General features: G+C 66.5%; 16 protein-coding genes. 9 read left to right on the top strand and 7 right to left on the bottom strand.

Annotated elements, in window-relative coordinates; all coding sequences use genetic code 11:
* Positions 1 to 18: 18 nt before the first annotated feature.
* A complete protein-coding gene (gene carA, locus F1C10_RS02415; protein WP_185208488.1) occupies positions 19 to 1,200 on the bottom strand; it encodes a glutamine-hydrolyzing carbamoyl-phosphate synthase small subunit in 1,182 nt (393 codons plus the stop codon).
* A 95-nt stretch (positions 1,201 to 1,295) separates the two neighbouring features.
* Here carA and F1C10_RS02410 point away from each other — a divergent pair, with 95 nt between their 5' ends.
* The 8 genes from F1C10_RS02410 to F1C10_RS02375 all read left to right on the top strand — a co-directional run bounded on the left by F1C10_RS02410 (position 1,296) and on the right by F1C10_RS02375 (position 10,344).
* Positions 1,296 to 1,751, top strand: a complete 456-nt coding sequence (locus F1C10_RS02410) for a GatB/YqeY domain-containing protein (protein WP_185208478.1) — start codon at positions 1,296 to 1,298, stop codon at positions 1,749 to 1,751.
* Positions 1,752 to 1,781: 30 nt separating this feature from the next.
* Positions 1,782 to 3,596 carry a DNA primase gene (gene dnaG, locus F1C10_RS02405; protein WP_185208476.1) on the top strand — a complete coding sequence of 605 codons (1,815 nt, stop codon included), beginning with the start codon at positions 1,782 to 1,784 and terminating at the stop codon, positions 3,594 to 3,596.
* Complete coding sequence (gene rpoD / locus F1C10_RS02400; protein ID WP_185208475.1) at positions 3,596 to 5,617, top strand: RNA polymerase sigma factor RpoD; 2,022 nt, start codon at positions 3,596 to 3,598, stop codon at positions 5,615 to 5,617. The genes dnaG and rpoD overlap by 1 nt, the downstream gene beginning before the upstream one ends.
* Before the next feature lie 149 nt (positions 5,618 to 5,766).
* Entirely contained in the window at positions 5,767 to 6,660 is an 894-nt protein-coding gene (locus F1C10_RS02395; RefSeq protein ID WP_185208473.1) for a hypothetical protein, read from the top strand.
* 65 nt (positions 6,661 to 6,725) lie between these two features.
* On the top strand, positions 6,726 to 7,376 hold the full coding sequence (locus F1C10_RS02390; protein ID WP_258043135.1) for a DUF6975 family protein: 651 nt from the start codon (positions 6,726 to 6,728) through the stop codon (positions 7,374 to 7,376).
* Positions 7,377 to 7,459: 83 nt separating this feature from the next.
* Positions 7,460 to 8,314: a MoxR family ATPase gene (locus F1C10_RS02385; protein WP_185208471.1), complete on the top strand. Its 855-nt coding sequence runs from the start codon at positions 7,460 to 7,462 to the stop codon at positions 8,312 to 8,314.
* A gap of 191 nt (positions 8,315 to 8,505) precedes the next feature.
* Positions 8,506 to 9,072 (top strand): CHAP domain-containing protein, encoded by a 567-nt coding sequence (locus F1C10_RS02380; protein WP_185208469.1) that lies wholly within the window; start codon positions 8,506 to 8,508, stop codon positions 9,070 to 9,072.
* Between the two features lie 93 nt (positions 9,073 to 9,165).
* On the top strand, positions 9,166 to 10,344 hold the full coding sequence (locus F1C10_RS02375; protein ID WP_185208467.1) for a VWA domain-containing protein: 1,179 nt from the start codon (positions 9,166 to 9,168) through the stop codon (positions 10,342 to 10,344).
* Positions 10,345 to 10,393: 49 nt separating this feature from the next.
* Here F1C10_RS02375 and F1C10_RS02370 read toward each other — a convergent pair whose 3' ends face one another.
* From F1C10_RS02370 to F1C10_RS02355, 4 genes are read right to left on the bottom strand one after another with little or no spacing between them, the layout of a single operon-like run.
* A complete protein-coding gene (locus F1C10_RS02370; protein ID WP_185208465.1) occupies positions 10,394 to 11,104 on the bottom strand; it encodes a ribonuclease T2 in 711 nt (236 codons plus the stop codon).
* Entirely contained in the window at positions 11,101 to 11,541 is a 441-nt protein-coding gene (locus tag F1C10_RS02365; RefSeq protein WP_185208463.1) for a hypothetical protein, read from the bottom strand. The genes F1C10_RS02370 and F1C10_RS02365 overlap by 4 nt, the downstream gene beginning before the upstream one ends.
* Positions 11,542 to 11,555: 14 nt before the next feature.
* Positions 11,556 to 12,398, bottom strand: coding sequence for a carboxylating nicotinate-nucleotide diphosphorylase (nadC, locus tag F1C10_RS02360; protein WP_258043023.1), 843 nt, complete (start codon positions 12,396 to 12,398; stop codon positions 11,556 to 11,558).
* Complete coding sequence (locus F1C10_RS02355) at positions 12,395 to 12,868, bottom strand: SH3 domain-containing protein (RefSeq protein ID WP_258043022.1); 474 nt, start codon at positions 12,866 to 12,868, stop codon at positions 12,395 to 12,397. The genes nadC and F1C10_RS02355 overlap by 4 nt, the downstream gene beginning before the upstream one ends.
* A gap of 134 nt (positions 12,869 to 13,002) precedes the next feature.
* On the opposite strand from F1C10_RS02355, the gene F1C10_RS02350 reads away from it, so the two are divergent.
* Positions 13,003 to 13,998: a D-glycerate dehydrogenase gene (locus F1C10_RS02350; RefSeq protein ID WP_185208457.1), complete on the top strand. Its 996-nt coding sequence runs from the start codon at positions 13,003 to 13,005 to the stop codon at positions 13,996 to 13,998.
* Between the two features lie 252 nt (positions 13,999 to 14,250).
* Here F1C10_RS02350 and F1C10_RS02345 read toward each other — a convergent pair whose 3' ends face one another.
* The gene (locus tag F1C10_RS02345; protein WP_085809789.1) at positions 14,251 to 15,654 is read right to left on the bottom strand and encodes a nitronate monooxygenase family protein; all 1,404 of its coding nucleotides are present in this window, start codon (positions 15,652 to 15,654) and stop codon (positions 14,251 to 14,253) included.
* An 89-nt stretch (positions 15,655 to 15,743) separates the two neighbouring features.
* Positions 15,744 to 16,880: a glycosyltransferase family 4 protein gene (locus F1C10_RS02340; protein WP_185208455.1), complete on the bottom strand. Its 1,137-nt coding sequence runs from the start codon at positions 16,878 to 16,880 to the stop codon at positions 15,744 to 15,746.
* Positions 16,881 to 16,883 lie beyond the last annotated feature (3 nt).

Raw genomic sequence — 16,883 nt, 5'->3', positions numbered from 1 at the left:
GGCAAGGCACGGCTTCGATCACCTGCTGAGCGAACCGACGAATCGCTCGAACAGATACAGGCTGTCCTGCGGCCCCGGGCTTGCCTCAGGGTGATATTGAACGCTGAACGCCTGACGGTCCGTCAGCTCCAGCCCGGCGTTGCTGCCATCGAACAGCGAAACATGCGTCTCGCGCGCATTTGCGGGCAAGCTTTCGCGCTCGACCGCGAAGCCGTGGTTCATACTGGTGATCTCGACCACGCCATCGGCAAGGCGCTTGACCGGATGGTTCGCGCCGCGATGGCCCTGGAACATCTTGGTCGTGCGCGCGCCGACCGCGAGCCCGAGCAACTGGTGGCCGAGGCAGATGCCGAACATCGGCTTGCCCGTATCCAGCAGCTGGCGGATCACCGGCACGGCATACTCCCCAGTTGCCGCCGGATCGCCCGGCCCGTTCGACAGGAAGATGCCGTCGGGCTGCAGCGCCATGATCGTGTCGTAGCTCGCCTCCGCCGGGACGACCGACACCTTTGCGCCGGCCTGCGCCAGATTGCGGAAGATGTTGTGCTTGCTGCCGTAATCGATCGCAACGACGTGCGGGCGATCCTCGTCCGCGTTGTCGCCGTAGCCGAAGCCGAGCCGCCAGATGCCGCCCGCCCGATCCTCGCCCCAGCTGCCGTGCGTCTCGCGCGTCACCTGCTTGGCGAGGTCCATGCCCTCGAGACCTGGCCAGGCGCGCGCCAGCCCGAGCAGAAAATCGATGTCGAACGTGCCGCTCGCCGAATGCGCGACGACGCCGTTGGGGGCCCCGCCCTGCCGGATGCGCCGCGTCAGCGCGCGGGTATCGATGCCGGAAAGGCCGATGCGCGCATGCCGCTTCATCCACCCGTCGAGCCGCTCCACCGCGCGGAAGTTCGACGGCGCGGTCACGTCCTCGCGAACGATCATGCCCAGCGCGTGCGGCTCGTCCGCCTCGACGTCGTCGGGGTTCGCGCCGACGTTGCCGATATGCGGAAAGGTGAAAGTGATGATTTGCCCCGCGAACGAGGGATCGGTCATGATCTCCTGATAGCCGGTCATCGCGGTGTGAAAGCACACCTCGCCGACCGCCTGCCCTTCCGCGCCGAAACCGCGTCCCCACAGAACGTCGCCGGACGCCAGCACGAGGGCGCCGGTGGCGCCGTCGGGCTTGGGCGCGTGCGAGGGCTTGGCGTCGGCCATTGGGCGGGCACTCCTGGGTGATCGGCGATGTGTGTTAAGTGCGGCGCGCTAAACCCGCCCCCCCGCCGCGTCAATCTGATATGGGCCGCCGCACCATGATTCGAGACGACATCAAGCAAGCCCAGATCGCCGCCATGAAGGCCGGCGACAAGGAAGCCCGCGCGGCGATCAGCCTGATCCAGGCGGCGATCAAGAACCGCGACATCGAGGTGCGCACGCAGGCGACGCCGCCCGACGACGATACGCTCGTCGTCGAGGTGCTGCAGAAGATGAAGAAGCAGCGCAGCGAATCGATCGAGATGTATCGCAAGGGCGACCGCGAGGAACTGGCGGCGGCGGAAGAGGCCGAAGTGGCGGTGATCGACCGGTTCCTGCCGCGGCAGATGGACGAGGCGGAGACGCGCGCCGTGATCGAGACGATCAAGGCGGAGATCGGTGCGGCGGGGATGAAGGACATGGGCCGCGTAATGGCCGAGCTGAAGGGGCGGCACGGCAGCGTGCTCGACATGTCGAAGGCGAGCGGGCTGGTGAAGGCAGCGCTGGCGGGCTGACGTGCTGAACCTGCCGCAGACGGACAGTCTATGTCATTAAGCCCCGCATTCCTCGATGAATTGCGCGCGCGCACGTCGCTGAGCGCGCTGATCGGCAAGACGACCAAGCTGACCAAGGCGGGACGCGAGTACAAGGGCTGCTGCCCGTTTCACAACGAGAAGACGCCGAGCTTCTACGTCAACGACGACAAGGGCTTCTACCACTGCTTCGGCTGTTCGGCGCACGGCGACGCGATCCGCTGGATGACCGATCAGCGCGGGCTGCCGTTCATCGATGCGGTGAAGGAACTGGCGCAGGCGGCGGGGATGGACGTGCCCGCGCCCGACAAGAGATCGGCCGAACGCGCGGAGAAGGCGCTGTCGCTGCACGGCGTGATGCAGGCGGCGAGCGAATGGTTCGCTGGTCAGTTGGCGGGCCTGGAGGGGGCTGCGGCGCGCGAATTGCTCGACCGGCGAGGCATATCGGCCGCGACGGCGCGTGCCTTCGGCTTCGGTTTTGCGCCGGACACGCGCGGCAAGCTGCGCGCTGCGCTGAAGCAGTTCGGCGACGCGATGCTGATCGAGGCGGGGCTGCTGATCAGCGTCGACGGCAAGGAGCCGTACGATCGCTTTCGCGGCCGGCTGATGATCCCGATCCGCGACCAGCGCGGGCGGGTGATCGCGTTCGGCGGGCGGATCATCGGCGACGGCGAGCCCAAGTATCTGAATTCCCCCGACACGCCGCTGTTCGACAAGGGGCGCACGCTCTACAACCTCGATCGCGCGCTGCCCGCCGCGCGCAAGGCGGACCGGGTGTTCGTCGTCGAGGGCTATATGGATGCGATCGCGCTGGCGCAGGCGGGGATCGGCGAGACGGTGGCGCCGCTCGGCACTGCGCTGACCGAGCATCAACTGGAACGGCTGTGGCGGATCGCCGACGTGCCGGCGCTCTGCTTCGACGGCGATGCAGCGGGGCAGAAGGCGGCGATCCGCGCGGCGCATCGCGCGCTGCCGATGCTGGCGCCGGGGCGCAGCCTATCGTTCGTGACGCTGCCGGAAGGGCAGGATCCGGACGATTTGGTGCGGGCAAGCGGATCCGACGCATTCGAGGCGGTTGCGCGTCAACGCAAGCCTCTGGTTTCGGTGCTATACCAGAGCGCACGTGCCGAAGCTCTCACGGACACGCCCGAAGGCCGGGCAGGCCTGCGACAGGCCGTCGTCGACCTAGCCGATAAGATTGAATCGAAGTTTGTTCAGGCAGAATACCGACGCGCCCTCAACGACCTGTTTTTTGAGGATTACGGGTGGAAGCGCGGCGAACGTAAAGTCATCGGAACGGCGGTGATCCAGACGGGACCTCATGCACCCCGGAATCTACTCGCCTCGTACATGCGATCCGTATTTTACGGCTTGTCCCGGTACCCGGCTGTACTTGCAATCATGATGGAGCCAGTCAGCAGCCTTGAGGTGACTGACCAGCGACTGCTGCCTTGGCGTGACACTATGATTGAAGCGGTGATTCAGCGTCCAGGGCTTGATGCGGACGCGCTGCAATCCATATTGCTTGCCAGCAAACTAAAGCCAGAAACCCGTCACGACATCCAAACCGACCTACGGTTCCCCTGGGATGCTGACCCAGCATCCTCCATTCGGACGCTTGGGGGCATGGTGGAGTTTGTTCATGAGGAACAGGATCTGCTTCGCGAGATTGATGCAGTGAACCGTGCGGTTCGTGCCGATCCGTCTGCGGAGGAGTACTTGGCTCTCGACCGGACACGATCTGCGCTCTACGCGCAAAAAGCCGCTCTCTATGATCGCGGCTTCGAGCTTGGTGGCGGCGACAGCGATTGGAGCGAAGAAGAGTAATGGCGAAGGTGAACGGTAGCGGTGCAGACGAAGGCGCGGAAGTGGCCGATGCCCCGCTGATCGATCTCAATGACGCGGATATCAAGAAGCTGGTCGCCCGTGCCAAGAAGCGCGGGTACATCACCTATGATCAGCTGAACGCCGCGCTGCCGCAGGATCAGATGTCGTCCGATCAGCTCGAGGACGTGATGTCCGCGCTGAACGAGATGGGCGTCAACATCGTCGAGAACGAGGAAGCGGGCGAGGACGGCGAGAGCGAGGAGCAGGCCGAGGACGAGGTCGAGACCGTCGACGCGGACCAGGACAATGCCCCCGCGCCCGAGAAGAAAAAGGAAACCGTCGACCGCACCGATGATCCGGTGCGCATGTACCTGCGCGAGATGGGCGCCGTCGAGCTGCTCAGCCGCGAGGGCGAGATTGCGATCGCCAAGCGTATCGAGGCCGGCCGCGACACGATGATCATGGGTCTCTGCGAATCGCCCATCACGTTCAACGCGATCATCGACTGGTCGACGCAGCTTAACGAAGGCACGATGCAGCTGCGCGAGATCCTCGATCTCGACGCGATGCTGTCGAAGGGGCCATCCGCCGAGCAGGTCGAGGGCGCCGAGGAGGACAGCGGCGAGATCAGCGAGAAGACCGCGGGCACCAGTTTCAAGGAAGAAGAAGAACCCGAGGAAGCGTCGGCCGACGAGGACGACGAGCTGACCGAGCGCCGCACGCCGCGGCCGTCGGACGACGAGGAGGAGGACAATACCCTCAGCCTCGCGCAGATGGAGGAGACGCTCAAGCCAATGGCGCTTGAGAAGTTCGCCAACATCACGGCGATCTACAAGAAATTCTCCAAGATGCAGCAGGGCCGGCTCGACGCGATGGGCGGCGGGACCGAGCTGACCGCAGCGGACGAGCGCAAGTATCAGAAGCTGCGCGAGGAGCTGACCGCGGAGGTCGAGAGCGTCCAGTTCCACAACGCCAAGATCGAGTATCTCGTCGACCAGCTATACAGCTATAACCGGCGCCTCACCGCGCTGGGCGGGCAGATGCTGCGCCTCGCCGAGCGGCACAAGGTGAACCGCAAGGACTTCCTCGACCGCTACATGGGCCACGAGCTCGACGATACGTTTCTCGCGACCGTCAACGGGCTCGACAAGAAATGGACGGCGTTCGCGACCAACGAGGCGGCGGCGGTCGATCGCATCCGCACCGAGATCGCGGAAATCTCGCAGCAGACCGGCATGGCGCTGATCGAGTTCCGCCGTATCGTCAACATGGTGCAGAAGGGCGAGCGCGAGGCGCGGATCGCCAAGAAGGAGATGGTCGAGGCGAACCTGCGCCTCGTGATCTCGATCGCCAAGAAATACACCAACCGCGGGCTGCAGTTCCTGGATCTCATTCAGGAGGGCAACATCGGCCTGATGAAGGCGGTGGACAAGTTCGAGTACCGCCGTGGCTACAAGTTCTCGACCTACGCCACGTGGTGGATCCGGCAGGCGATCACCCGCTCGATCGCTGATCAGGCGCGCACGATCCGTATCCCGGTCCACATGATCGAGACGATCAACAAGCTGGTGCGCACCAGCCGTCAGTTCCTGCACGAGCAGGGCCGCGAGCCGACCCCGGAGGAAATGGCCGAGCGCCTTTCCATGCCGCTGGAGAAGGTGCGCAAGGTGATGAAGATCGCCAAGGAGCCGATCAGCCTCGAGACCCCGATCGGCGACGAGGAGGATTCGCACCTTGGCGATTTCATCGAGGACAAGAACGCCGTTATCCCGGTCGACGCCGCGATCCAGGCGAACCTCAAGGAGACGGTTACCCGTGTCCTCGCCAGCCTGACGCCGCGTGAGGAGCGCGTGCTACGGATGCGCTTCGGCATCGGCATGAACACCGATCACACGCTGGAGGAGGTCGGCCAGCAGTTCAGCGTGACGCGCGAACGCATCCGCCAGATCGAAGCCAAGGCGCTGCGCAAGCTGAAGCATCCGAGCCGCAGCCGGAAGATGCGCAGCTTCCTCGACCAATAAGGGCAAAGCGCGGCGGCGTGGTACGCCACGCCGTCCGCCTTCCGCCGCCTGGTGACGGGAACCTTCGTTTCGGCCCAAAAAAAATGCGGGTTGATCCGCTCCGACGCTGATCGGTTGTCGTCGTGACGCGCGCTCGGTGAAACGAGTGCATGATCAGACTTTCTCCCACGCAGCCCGGTGCCGAACAGCGTGTCACCGCGTCCGATCTAGTCCGCCATTTCGGCGTCTGGCAGGAGCGGGCGACGCGTGCGCCGATCTATATCCTGCATCGCGGGCGGCCGCGGCTGGTGCTCACCTCGCTCGACGTGATGGACGCCCTGTGCACGCCGCATTTCGCGGCCGCATCCGGTGACACCATGCGCGACACGCTGCTCGATGTGGTCGAGACGATCATGCTGGTGACGGATCGCGATCTCGTCATCACCGGCGCGAGCCGCGGCGCGCGGCGCTATTTCGGGGCGGCGGCGAGCGCGGGCCAGCCGATCGCCGGCTGCGCCGCGCCAGGCGATACGACACTACCCGCTACCGTGCGTCGCGTTCTCGCATCGGGCGAGACGGAGACGATCGAGTGCCGCTCGCCGCGCGTCGCGGAACGGCGCCTCGCCTGCACCGTGATCGCGACGCCTGAGGGATGCGTCGTCAAGATCGCGGACACGACCGCAACCGAGGAGAGTCAGCGCTGGCGCGAGCGGCACGAGGCGCTGTCGGCCGCGCTTGCCGCGACGCGATCGGCCGCCGTCAGCCTCAATCTCCGGGGTCGAATCGAAGAGCCGACCCCGGCGCTGGCCGCGCTCACTGGCGCGACGCTTGACGCGCTTGCCGCGGCACGGCTGGTATCGCTGATCGCGGTCTTCGATCGCACGCGCGTCGGCGATGCTCTGGAAGCCGTGATCGAGCAGGGTGCAGCGATGTCGCTCTCGGCCTCGCTGCTGGTCGGCGGCGCCGAGATATCGCCGGCGGCGATCGGGCTCGCGCCGTTGACCGCGGGCGGGCGCATTACGGGGGTATTCGCCGTCATCGTGCCGCACGACGGCGGGGCATAAACGCCCTCTTTACACCCCTGCCTGTAAGCCGCTCCCTCCACCGGTTTGGGGAAATGGGCGTGTCGATGATTTCCAGTGCAGGTTCCACAGCGCTGGGCCCGTCAATCGTCGACATCGTCACCGACGACGGCAGCCTGTCCGCCGCGCATGCCCGACGGATGATGCAGCCGGGCGCGAGCGGGCGCGATCTCGCCGATGCGGTTCACGCCTTCTGCAGCCTGCACGGCACCGCGCCGAGCATCGTCGCACTCGCGGGTGCAGCGATCGCAGACGCAGGCGTTCGAATGTGGCTCGGCGACGCCGCGCTCGCCTTCGATCAGGAGCGCGAGCGGCTGATCGCGCTGACCGTCGCGATCGGGCCGATCCCGTCGACACCGGGGCAGACGGAAGCGACGACGACGATCATCGGGCAGCGTCACGCGCTGGCGACGCTGGCGCGATCGGACCGGCTCGGTTGCGCCACCGGCGCGGCGCTCGCCTTCCTCGCCGACTGGCAGCGTATCCGCCCGATGTTCGATGCCGCCGCCGAGCGCGCCGGCACGCCGATCGCGCCGAGCACGCTGCCGCGGCTGGCGGATATCGCGCGCATCGCCGATCGTGCGGCGACCACCCCGGCGGCGGAACGCGCGATGCGCTTCGGCGCGCAGCAGCTCGTCGCGCAGCATCGCGGGCTGTGGCATCTACTCGACGCCCGCGCGAGCGCGCGCACCGACTGACGCGCGCCGGTCTCAGCCGCTTGCACCGCGGCGAAAATTCCCGCATCGCCCTACCCGATATTCGAAGAAGACGGGGTGAGGGCATGAAGCGTTTCGAAGGTACGCAGAGCTACGTCGCGACCGATGATCTGAAAGTCGCGGTGAACGCCGCCGTCTCGCTGCGCCGGCCGCTGCTGGTGAAGGGTGAGCCCGGCACCGGCAAGACCGTCCTCGCCTACGAGATCGCCAAGGCGACGGGCGCGCCGCTGATCGAGTGGAACGTCAAGTCGACGACCAAGGCGCAGCAGGGCCTGTACGAATATGACGCCGTCGCTCGCCTACGTGACGGCCAGCTCGGCGACGAGCGCGTGCACGACATCGGCAACTATATCCGGAAGGGTAAATTGTGGGAGGCGTTCACCGCACCCGAGCTGCCCGTGCTGCTGATCGATGAAATCGACAAGGCCGACATCGAGTTTCCCAACGATCTGCTGCAGGAACTCGATCGGATGGAGTTCCACGTCTACGAAACGAAGGAGACGGTGCGCGCCACCGAGCGCCCGATCGTCGTCATCACCTCGAACAACGAGAAGGAACTGCCCGACGCGTTCCTGCGCCGCTGCTTCTTCCACTATATCAAATTCCCCGATCGCGAGACGATGCAGGCGATCGTCGACGTCCACTTTCCCGGCATTCAGAAGATGCTCGTCAGTAAGGCGATGGACATCTTCTACGACGTGCGCGAGGTACCGGGCCTGAAGAAAAAGCCGTCGACCAGCGAGCTGCTCGATTGGCTTAAGCTGCTGCTGCACGAGGACATGCCACTCGACGTGCTGCAGAACCGCGACCCGACCAAGGCGATCCCGCCGCTCCATGGCGCGCTGCTCAAGAACGAGCAGGACGTGATGCTGTTCGAGCGGCTGGCGTTCATGGCCAAGCGGCAGGCGAACAAGAACTGATCACTGGGGCCGGCGGCGCGTCGATCGGCGCGCCGCCCCCGGCCGGTCCGGTCGCGCGATTCGGCGGGTTGGTTTATCGTTATCAACGATTGTTACGCATGCGACGCCTCGTTCACGAGAGCGCGCTAACGCTTTGCTAACTACGACGCGCAACCTGCTGCTCAACCGATCGAGCGTAGTTTCGCGGGGTGATGAAGCGCTCCCCCCTCGCTATCGTCGCAGCGTTTGCGTGTTTGCTCTCCGCCCCGGCGCAAGCCCGATCGCTGCTGGACTATGTTGGCCAGTGCGTGCCGTTCGCGCGGCAGGCATCGGGCATCCAGATCTACGGCGATGCCTGGACGTGGTGGGATCAGGCCGACGGCAAGTATCGCCGCGGCGAGAAGCCCGTCGTCGGATCGGTCATCGCCTTCGCCAAGCAGGCGCGGCTGCCGCTGGGCCATGTCGCGGTCGTCAGTCGGATCGTCGAAGACCGCGTACTGATGCTCACCCACGCCAACTGGTCGCGCCAAAACGGCGTGCGCGGCCATGCCGAGCAGGACGTGACGGTGTTCGACGTCAGCAAGCGCAACGACTGGAGCGAGGTGAAGGTGTGGTACCGCGACGCCGACGGGCTCGGCGGGACGACCTATCGCGTGCACGGGTTCATCTACTCCCCCGCCCGCCCCGCCGCCGAGCTGACGGGGCGTGATCCCGATTACGTCGGCGCGCTGATCGACGCCTACGTGCCCGGAGCCGGCGCGGCAGCATCACGTCGCTGAACCTGCGAAAACCATAACCGAAGTTCAGGCTGGCCGCTTCGCCGCATCTCTGGCATCAGCCGTCGTCAAAGCAGACGATAGGGCGGAGAGCCGATGTTCCTGAACTTCCTCGACGAGCTACGCGTCGCCGGCATCCCCGCGAGCATGAAGGAGCATCTGCTGCTGCTCGAGGCGCTGCAGCACGAGGTGATCGACCGCACGCCCGAGGATTTCTACTATCTGTCGCGCGCGGTGTACGTGAAGGACGAGGGGCTGCTCGACAAGTTCGATCAGGTCTTCGCCAAGGTCTTCAAAGGGATTGAGACGAGCTTCGCGCAGGAGGGCGCCGAGATCCCGGCCGACTGGCTGAAGGCGGTGGCGGACAAGTTCCTGACGCCAGAGGAAATGGAAGCGATCAAGTCACTTGGCTCGTGGGACGAGATCATGGAGACGCTAAAGAAGCGGCTCGAGGAGCAGCAGAAGCGCCACCAGGGCGGCAACAAGTGGATCGGCACCGGCGGCACCAGCCCGTTCGGCAATTCGGGCTACAACCCCGAGGGCGTCAGGATCGGCGGCGAATCGAAGCAGAAGCGCGCGCTGAAAGTGTGGGATCAGCGCGAGTTTCGCAATCTCGACAACACCAAGGAGCTGGGCACCCGCAACATCAAGATCGCGCTGCGCCGGCTGCGCAAGTTCGCGCGCGAGGGCGCGCAGGACGAGCTCGACATCGACGGCACGATCGACGGCACCGCGCGGCAGGGCTGGCTCGACATCCGCATGCGTGCCGAGCGCCGCAATGCGGTGAAGCTGTTGCTGTTCCTCGACGTCGGCGGATCGATGGATCCGTTCGTCAAACTGTGCGAGGAATTGTTCTCGGCGGCAACGAGCGAGTTCAAGAACCTAGAATTTTTCTACTTCCACAATTGCCCGTACGAGGGCGTGTGGAAGGACAACAAGCGCCGCTTTGCCGAGCGGACGCCGATGTGGGACGTGCTGCACAAGTTCCCGCACGATTATAAGCTGGTCTTCGTCGGCGACGCGTCGATGAGCCCGTACGAGATCACCCATCCCGGCGGCTCGGTCGAGCATTTCAACGAGGAATCGGGGGCGGTGTGGATGCAGCGGCTGACCACAACCTATCCCGCCGCGGTGTGGCTGAACCCCGTGGCGCAGGCGCAATGGGGCTATTCACAATCGGTCAAGGTGATCCGCGAGCTGATGAACGACCGTATGTATCCGCTGTCGCTCGCCGGGCTCGACGATGCGATGCGCGAGCTGACGCGCAAGCGCTAACCCGGATGCCCGCCCCCGCCGGCAGCGCGGGGGCGGTCCTCGCCGCCGATCAGCGGCGGCCGCGCCAGATGCGCAGCTTGGCGCTCGGCGCGACGCCGCCCTGATGGGCCGGGCAGCGCGCGTAGCGGAAGCTCTTGTCCATACAGATCCACAGCTCGTCGAGCCAGCCCTCGCGCGTCGCGGTGACGCGCATCATGTCTGCGCGCATGCCGGGGTTCGCCCGCGCCATCGCCTGCGCGAAGCGCCCGGCAGTGAGCGGGCGGCGCGACAGATGCATCATGTCGGGATAGCGCAGCTTGCGGTAGAGCGCGGTGGATCGCGCGAAATAGCTGTCGGGCGTCTCACCCGCCATGCACGTGCCGTGTTTCGCCCATTCGTGCTGCAGCAGCTGCGCCGAGGGGGTGGCGCACAGGTTGGCGCGAATGGTTGCGGGTGCGAGCAGCGGCGTCGATTTGCAATATTGCGGCCACTCCTTGCCGACGCCGTCGGGCCACAGCCCGTGGAGGACGAAGCCGAAGCGGTTGTCCCCGCCGCACTGGAAGCTGGCGCGCGGATCGTCCTGCTTGTTGCGGCAATATTGCGGGGCCCAGCTGATCGCGAGCGTGTAATGGCCGATCGGCAGCAACCGCTGCGGCTCACGCTCGCTGGGCAGATCGGGGCGGACCGACAGCGCGGTATTTGGCGATACCGAACATTGCAGCGCCTGCGCGGTCGCCACCCCCGGCAGCAGCATCGATACGGCAAGGGCAACGCGGATCATTCTTCGTTCTCCAGATCTTCGTCGGCGGCTTCGCCGAACCATTGCCGCGCGTCGTTGCGGAAGAGACAGGCCGCCGCGGCAACGTGAAGCACGCCCGACAGCGCGCCGGTAACCGTCGCCGCGGGCGACGGCGACGATCCGCTCGCCAGCGCAAAGACGAGCAGCAGCAGACCGACCGCCGCGATCGCAGCGAGCGCCACGACGATCCACTTGGCGACGAGGCTCGGGCGTCGCGCCGTGAAGTACCAGAGCGTTAGCCGCAGCACGAGGCCGACGGCGACGAGCGTGGGCAACAGCCACGTCATCTCGGCGAGCATCGGGTTGCGCGCGAAACCGCGCATCGACTGTGCCCAGCCGAAGCCGGTATTGGCGAGGCCGATCACGACGGCAGCGAGATACAGCCGCTCGAAGCGGACGATCGATGGCGGGCGAAGCACGATCGGCAGGTCCTTCAGATGAGCGCGAAATCGAGGCCGATATCGGCGGCGGGGGCGGATTGCGTCAGCCGGCCGACGCTGATGAAATCGACCCCGGCTTCGGCGATCGCGCGGATCGTGTCGAGGTTGACGCCGCCCGATGCCTCGGTCGGCACGCGGCCGCCGACCAGCGTGACGGCGCCGCGCAATACGGCGGGCGGCATGTTGTCAAGCAGCAGCCGCGTCGCACCGGCGGCGAGCGCGGGCTCGATCTGGTCGACGCGGTCGACCTCGACGATCACCTCGGCGATGCCGGCGGCGAGCGCGCGGCGCACCGCCTCGCCGACGCTGCCGGCGACCGCGACGTGATTGTCCTTGATCATCGCCGCATCCCACAGGCCCATGCGGTGGTTCTGCGCGCCGCCGGTGCGCGTCGCATATTTTTCCAGGTGGCGAAGGCCGGGGAGCGTCTTGCGCGTGTCGAGCAGCACCGCGCCGGTGCCCGCGATCCTGGCGACATAATGCGCGGTGAGCGTCGCGATCCCCGACAGATGCTGGACCGTGTTGAGCGCCGACCGCTCGGCAGTGAGCAGCGCGCGGGCGCTGCCCTCGATTGTCATCAACCGCGTGCCGGGGGCGGCCTGCGTGCCGTCCACGACAAGCATCTTGATCGTCGCCTCGGGATCGATCCGGCGGAAGAAGGCGGCGGCGACGTCGAGTCCCGCGACGGTGATCGCGTCGCGCGTGTTCATCGCCGCGACGAAGCGTGCATCGGCGGGGATTACCGCGGCGGAAGTGATGTCGCCCGCGTCGCCGAGATCCTCGGCAAGCGTCGCGGTGACGAAGGCGTCCTGATCGAAGCCGGGGATCGGGGTCACGGCAGCGTCTCGTCGGGCGTCACGCCCCACAGCCGCGCCACTTCGGCGTATCCCGCCTGCCCCTTCACGTCGAGCCGGCACCAGCCGCGCGCGCATTGGCTGACGCGGCCGACGACGCCAGGCTCGGCGCGCCACAGGATCCGCGCGCCATAGGCCGGCCGCTCGCGCAGTTCGACGACCGAACCCTGAACGATCGCGGTGCGCGTGCCGCTGACGAGTGCGCCGAGCATCCAGCCCTGCGTGCCGCCGGGATCCTCCACCTTGCGCCATTCCTTGAACACGTCGACCACGCGGATCGGCAGATCGGCGCGCACGTAGAGCCAGGTCGCGGGAAAGGTGCGCCCGGGGCCCGAGCGCATCCGCGCCTTGCCAGCGCTGATCGATGCGAAATACGGCGGCTTCGGCTTGTCCTTGCCCGCCTGTGCTTCGGCGCTGCCGGCGAACGCCAATGCGCCGGCCGCCAATGCCATGATTACGCTACCTGTTCGCCGCATTGCCTGCCCCAATCGCCCGCCCCTGTCACCTGCCCCGCTGTAGCCGCGGGCGGGGCGCGGCTTCAACCGATCGTTGACGCTTGCGCGGCGCTTCGCCAAGTCGGCAGGCGATGGACAGCCAGCGCACTCCCCAGCCCCGCGTCGTCGTCACCCGCGAACTGCCCGATGCCGTGATGGATCGGCTAGACACGCTGTTTGACACGGTGAACAACCGCGGCGATCAGGCGATGAGCCGTTCGGCGCTCGAGGCGGCGGTACGCGACTGCGACGTGCTGGTGCCCACCGTGGTGGACACGATCGACGCCGCGCTGATCGCGGCGGCGGGGCCGCGGCTGAAGCTGATCGCCAATTTCGGTGCGGGCGTGAACCATATCGACCTCAAGGCAGCGCGCGCGCGCGGCATCATCGTGACCAACACGCCCGGCGTGCTGACCGAGGACACCGCCGACATGACGATGGCGCTGATCGTCTCCGTCCCGCGGCGGCTGGCAGAGGGTGAGAAGCTGGTACGATCGGGCGAATGGAAGGGCTGGTCGCCCGGCGGGATGCTGGGGCATCGTATCGGCGGCAAGGCGCTGGGCATCGTCGGCATGGGCCGGATCGGCCAGGCGGTGGCGCGTCGCGCGCGCGGGTTCGGCCTGTCGATCCACTATCACAACCGTCACCGGCTGCCCAAGGTGGTCGAGGCCGAGTTGCAGGCGCAGTGGCACCCCAACCTCGACGAGATGCTGGCAGGGATCGATATCCTGACGATCCACACGCCGCGCAACGCCGACAGCGAGAATCTGATCGACGCGAACCGCATCGCACTGCTGCGGCCGCACGTGTTCCTGATCAACGCCAGCCGCGGCGGGATCGTCGACGAGGAGGCGATGGTCGACGCGCTCGAGGCGGGACGGCTCGCCGGCGCGGGGCTCGACGTATGGGCGCACGAGCCCGCGATCGACCCGCGGCTGCTCGCGCTGCCCAATGTGGTGATGACGCCGCACATGGGCTCGGCCACCTACGAGGGGCGGCTCGCCACGGGCGAGAAGGTGATCACCAACATCCGCATGTGGGCCGACGGCCATCGCCCGCCCGATCAGGTGCTCGAGGGCTGGGCCTGATCGGGGCCGCCGCCGACCGTTACCGATTGGCGTCGTAGCGCCGCCATATCGATCGGTCGGCGAGGCTTCGAGAGCGCCGCCGTTTCGCGCAGCAAGCCGGCTTGAACGAAGTCAACGCTCTCAACAGCGGCTTGCGCTTCCTAAGAGCGAAGCTGCACGGGCCCACTATCACTGGCGCAAGTCAGGAGTGCATCACCGCTACGATGGCAGTGAGGTCTTCCTGCCTGAGGATCGACGACGCCGACCCGCGGCTCAGTCGCCCGTCAGGATGCGATCGACCAGCTGCTTTACCGTCGGCACGAAGCCGTTCGAGTAGAAGGGGTCGCGCTTGAAATTGTAGGCCGCGTGGCCGGCGAACATCAGGTTGGCCTCCGTATCGCCGCCGTGCGCGATTTCCTGCAGCGTCTTCTGGATGCAGAAGCTGCGCGGATCGGCGAGCCGCCCGGTCGAGTTCGTCTCGGTATCCGCCCAGCTCGAAAACAGGCACTGGCTTAGGCAGCCCATGCAGTCGGCTTGGTCCTTACGGATTTCCGCCTTCTCCAGCGGGGTGACGAAGACGAGCGTGTTGTCGGGCGTCTTCAGCGCATCGGTGAAGCCGTGGCCGAACCACTCACGCGCGCGCATCAAATCGCCCTTGGTGACCCAAAAGTTCTTGCCCTTCACCCCGACGTCGAGCTGGAAGACGTGATCGCCCGCCTCTTGGGTCGAGAAGGCGATCTGGCGCTCCGAACGCGCTTCGAGACTGCGCAGGAAAGGATTGCGGACTGCGGAGGAGTAGAAGCCGGTCGGCGAGAAGCGGTGGAGCAGGACGTCGCCCTCCTCGATCGTCATCAGCCGCTCCTTCCATTCCTGCGGGATCGGGCTCTCCTGCGTCAGCAGTGGCCGAGTTCCGTATTGGAAGGCGATCGCGCCGAGTTCGGGATTGTCGATCCAGTTGTTCCAGTCGCGCAGGTACCAGACGCCGCCCGCCATCACGATCGGCGTGCTGTCCGGAATGCCGCCCTCGCGCATCGTCTCGCGCAGCGCCTTGACGCGGGGATAGGGATCTTCGGGCTTCAGCGGATCTTCGGCGTTCGACAGGCCGTTATGGCCGCCGGCAAGCCACGGATCTTCGTACACCACTGCGCCGAGCAGCTCCGAGACCTTGGAATAGGCCCGCTTCCACAGCGCGCGGAAGGCGCGGCCCGAGGAGACGATCGGCAGATAATTGACGTTGTACGACGCGGCGATCTCGCTCAGCTTGTACGGCATGCCGGCGCCGCAGGTCACGCCCGCAACGAGACCCTTGGTACGCTCGAGCACGCCCTGCAGCACGCGCTGCGCGCCGCCCATTTCCCACAGGACGTTGATGTTGATCGCGCCCTTGCCACCGGCAATGTCCCACGCGCGCTGGACCTGCTGCACCGCGCCCTCGATAGCGTAGGCGATAAGTTCCTCGTGGCGCTCGCGCCGGGTGAGCGCACGATAGATCTGCGGGATGATCTTGCCGTCGGGATCGTAACTGTCGGCGTTGACCGCGCTGACCGTACCGATGCCGCCCGCCGCCGCCCAGGCGCCGGCCGAGGCGTGATTCGTCGCCGCCACGCCCTTGCCGCCCTCCACCAGCGGCCACACTTCGCGGCCGGCATAGTTGATGGGTTGAAGCCCCTTGAACACGGCAGATGCCACGAGCGTCGATCACCTATATTGTGGACAGAATAAGGCGCCCTAGCCCGAAAGGTTGCAGCGCGCGAGCAATTTGCGCGTCACGTCAGCGCGCCCGGCCGGCGCATCGCGGCCTCGTAGAGCGCGGCGTAGCGGGCGATCATCTGCTGTTCGTCATACTCGGCCTGCGCCTTGCGGCGGTTGGCGGCGCCGACCTGTGCGCGCAGATCGGGGTCGGCGATCAGCGCCTGCATCGCGTCGCGCAAGCGGATCTCGCCCGGATGATCGGTAATGAACGGCGCATTTTCCAGCGCGACCATCGCCGGCACGTCGCCGACCGGCGGCGCGACGACCGGCAGCCCCGCCGCCATCGCCTCGATCACCGCGATCGGGAATTGCTCCGACCGTGACGACAGCGCGAGCAGGTCGAAATGCCCGATGAAGCGATACGGCCGGTCGAGGAAGCCGGGGAGCAGGACTTGATCCTCGATTCCCATCGCCAGCGCGGTACGCTCGATGTTGATGCGATCGGGGCCCTCCCCCACGATGACGAGGCGGAAGCGGCCGGAAAGGCCGCCGACAGCGCGGACGAGGGCTGGCAGATCCTTGACGGTGCGCAGCCCGGCGACGGTGCCGATCACAATCTCCTTGGGCTTGCGCACGAAGCCGGGGATCGCCTTCGGCTCTGGGCGACGCGCGTAGAGATCGGTCGCGATGCCGTTGACGATGCGGTACACCTTGGCGCGCGGCTGCTTCCAGGTATCGAGCGCGATGCGTTCGAGCGTCGCCGAGGGCACGACGAGGGCGTGCGCCGCGCCGAGCGCGAGGCGGCGATAGAGGTTTCGCTCGCGCTTGAGCCCGCCGGCCTCGTCCTCGTTGAAGCCGTCCTCGTGGTGCACCACCGGAGGCACGCCGCGGCCGAACACGCGGCGCGCCATAACGCCGTCGATCGCACCCCAATTGTACGTTAGCACCAGATCGAAGCGCCGCATGTAGCGCGCGATCGCATCGTAGCGATAGACCGAAGGACGGCCCTGCAGCGGGGGCGGATCCTGCGCGATCTCGTACTTGACGTACCGCTCGATACGGTCGCGCGCGCCGTAGCGGCCCTCCATGCCAGAGACGATCGTGTGGCGCGCACCATCGCCGAACGCATTCATCAGCCGTACCGCGCGCGCCTCCTTGCCGCCGAGATCGAAGGTGGAATGGAGGTGCAGGATGTTTATCGGCTGAGGCATGGC

It is taken from the genome of Sphingomonas sp. NBWT7 (assembly GCF_014217605.1).
In the GTDB taxonomy this organism is placed as follows: domain Bacteria; phylum Pseudomonadota; class Alphaproteobacteria; order Sphingomonadales; family Sphingomonadaceae; genus Sphingomonas.
This window is presented reverse-complemented; position numbering and strand designations above follow the sequence as displayed.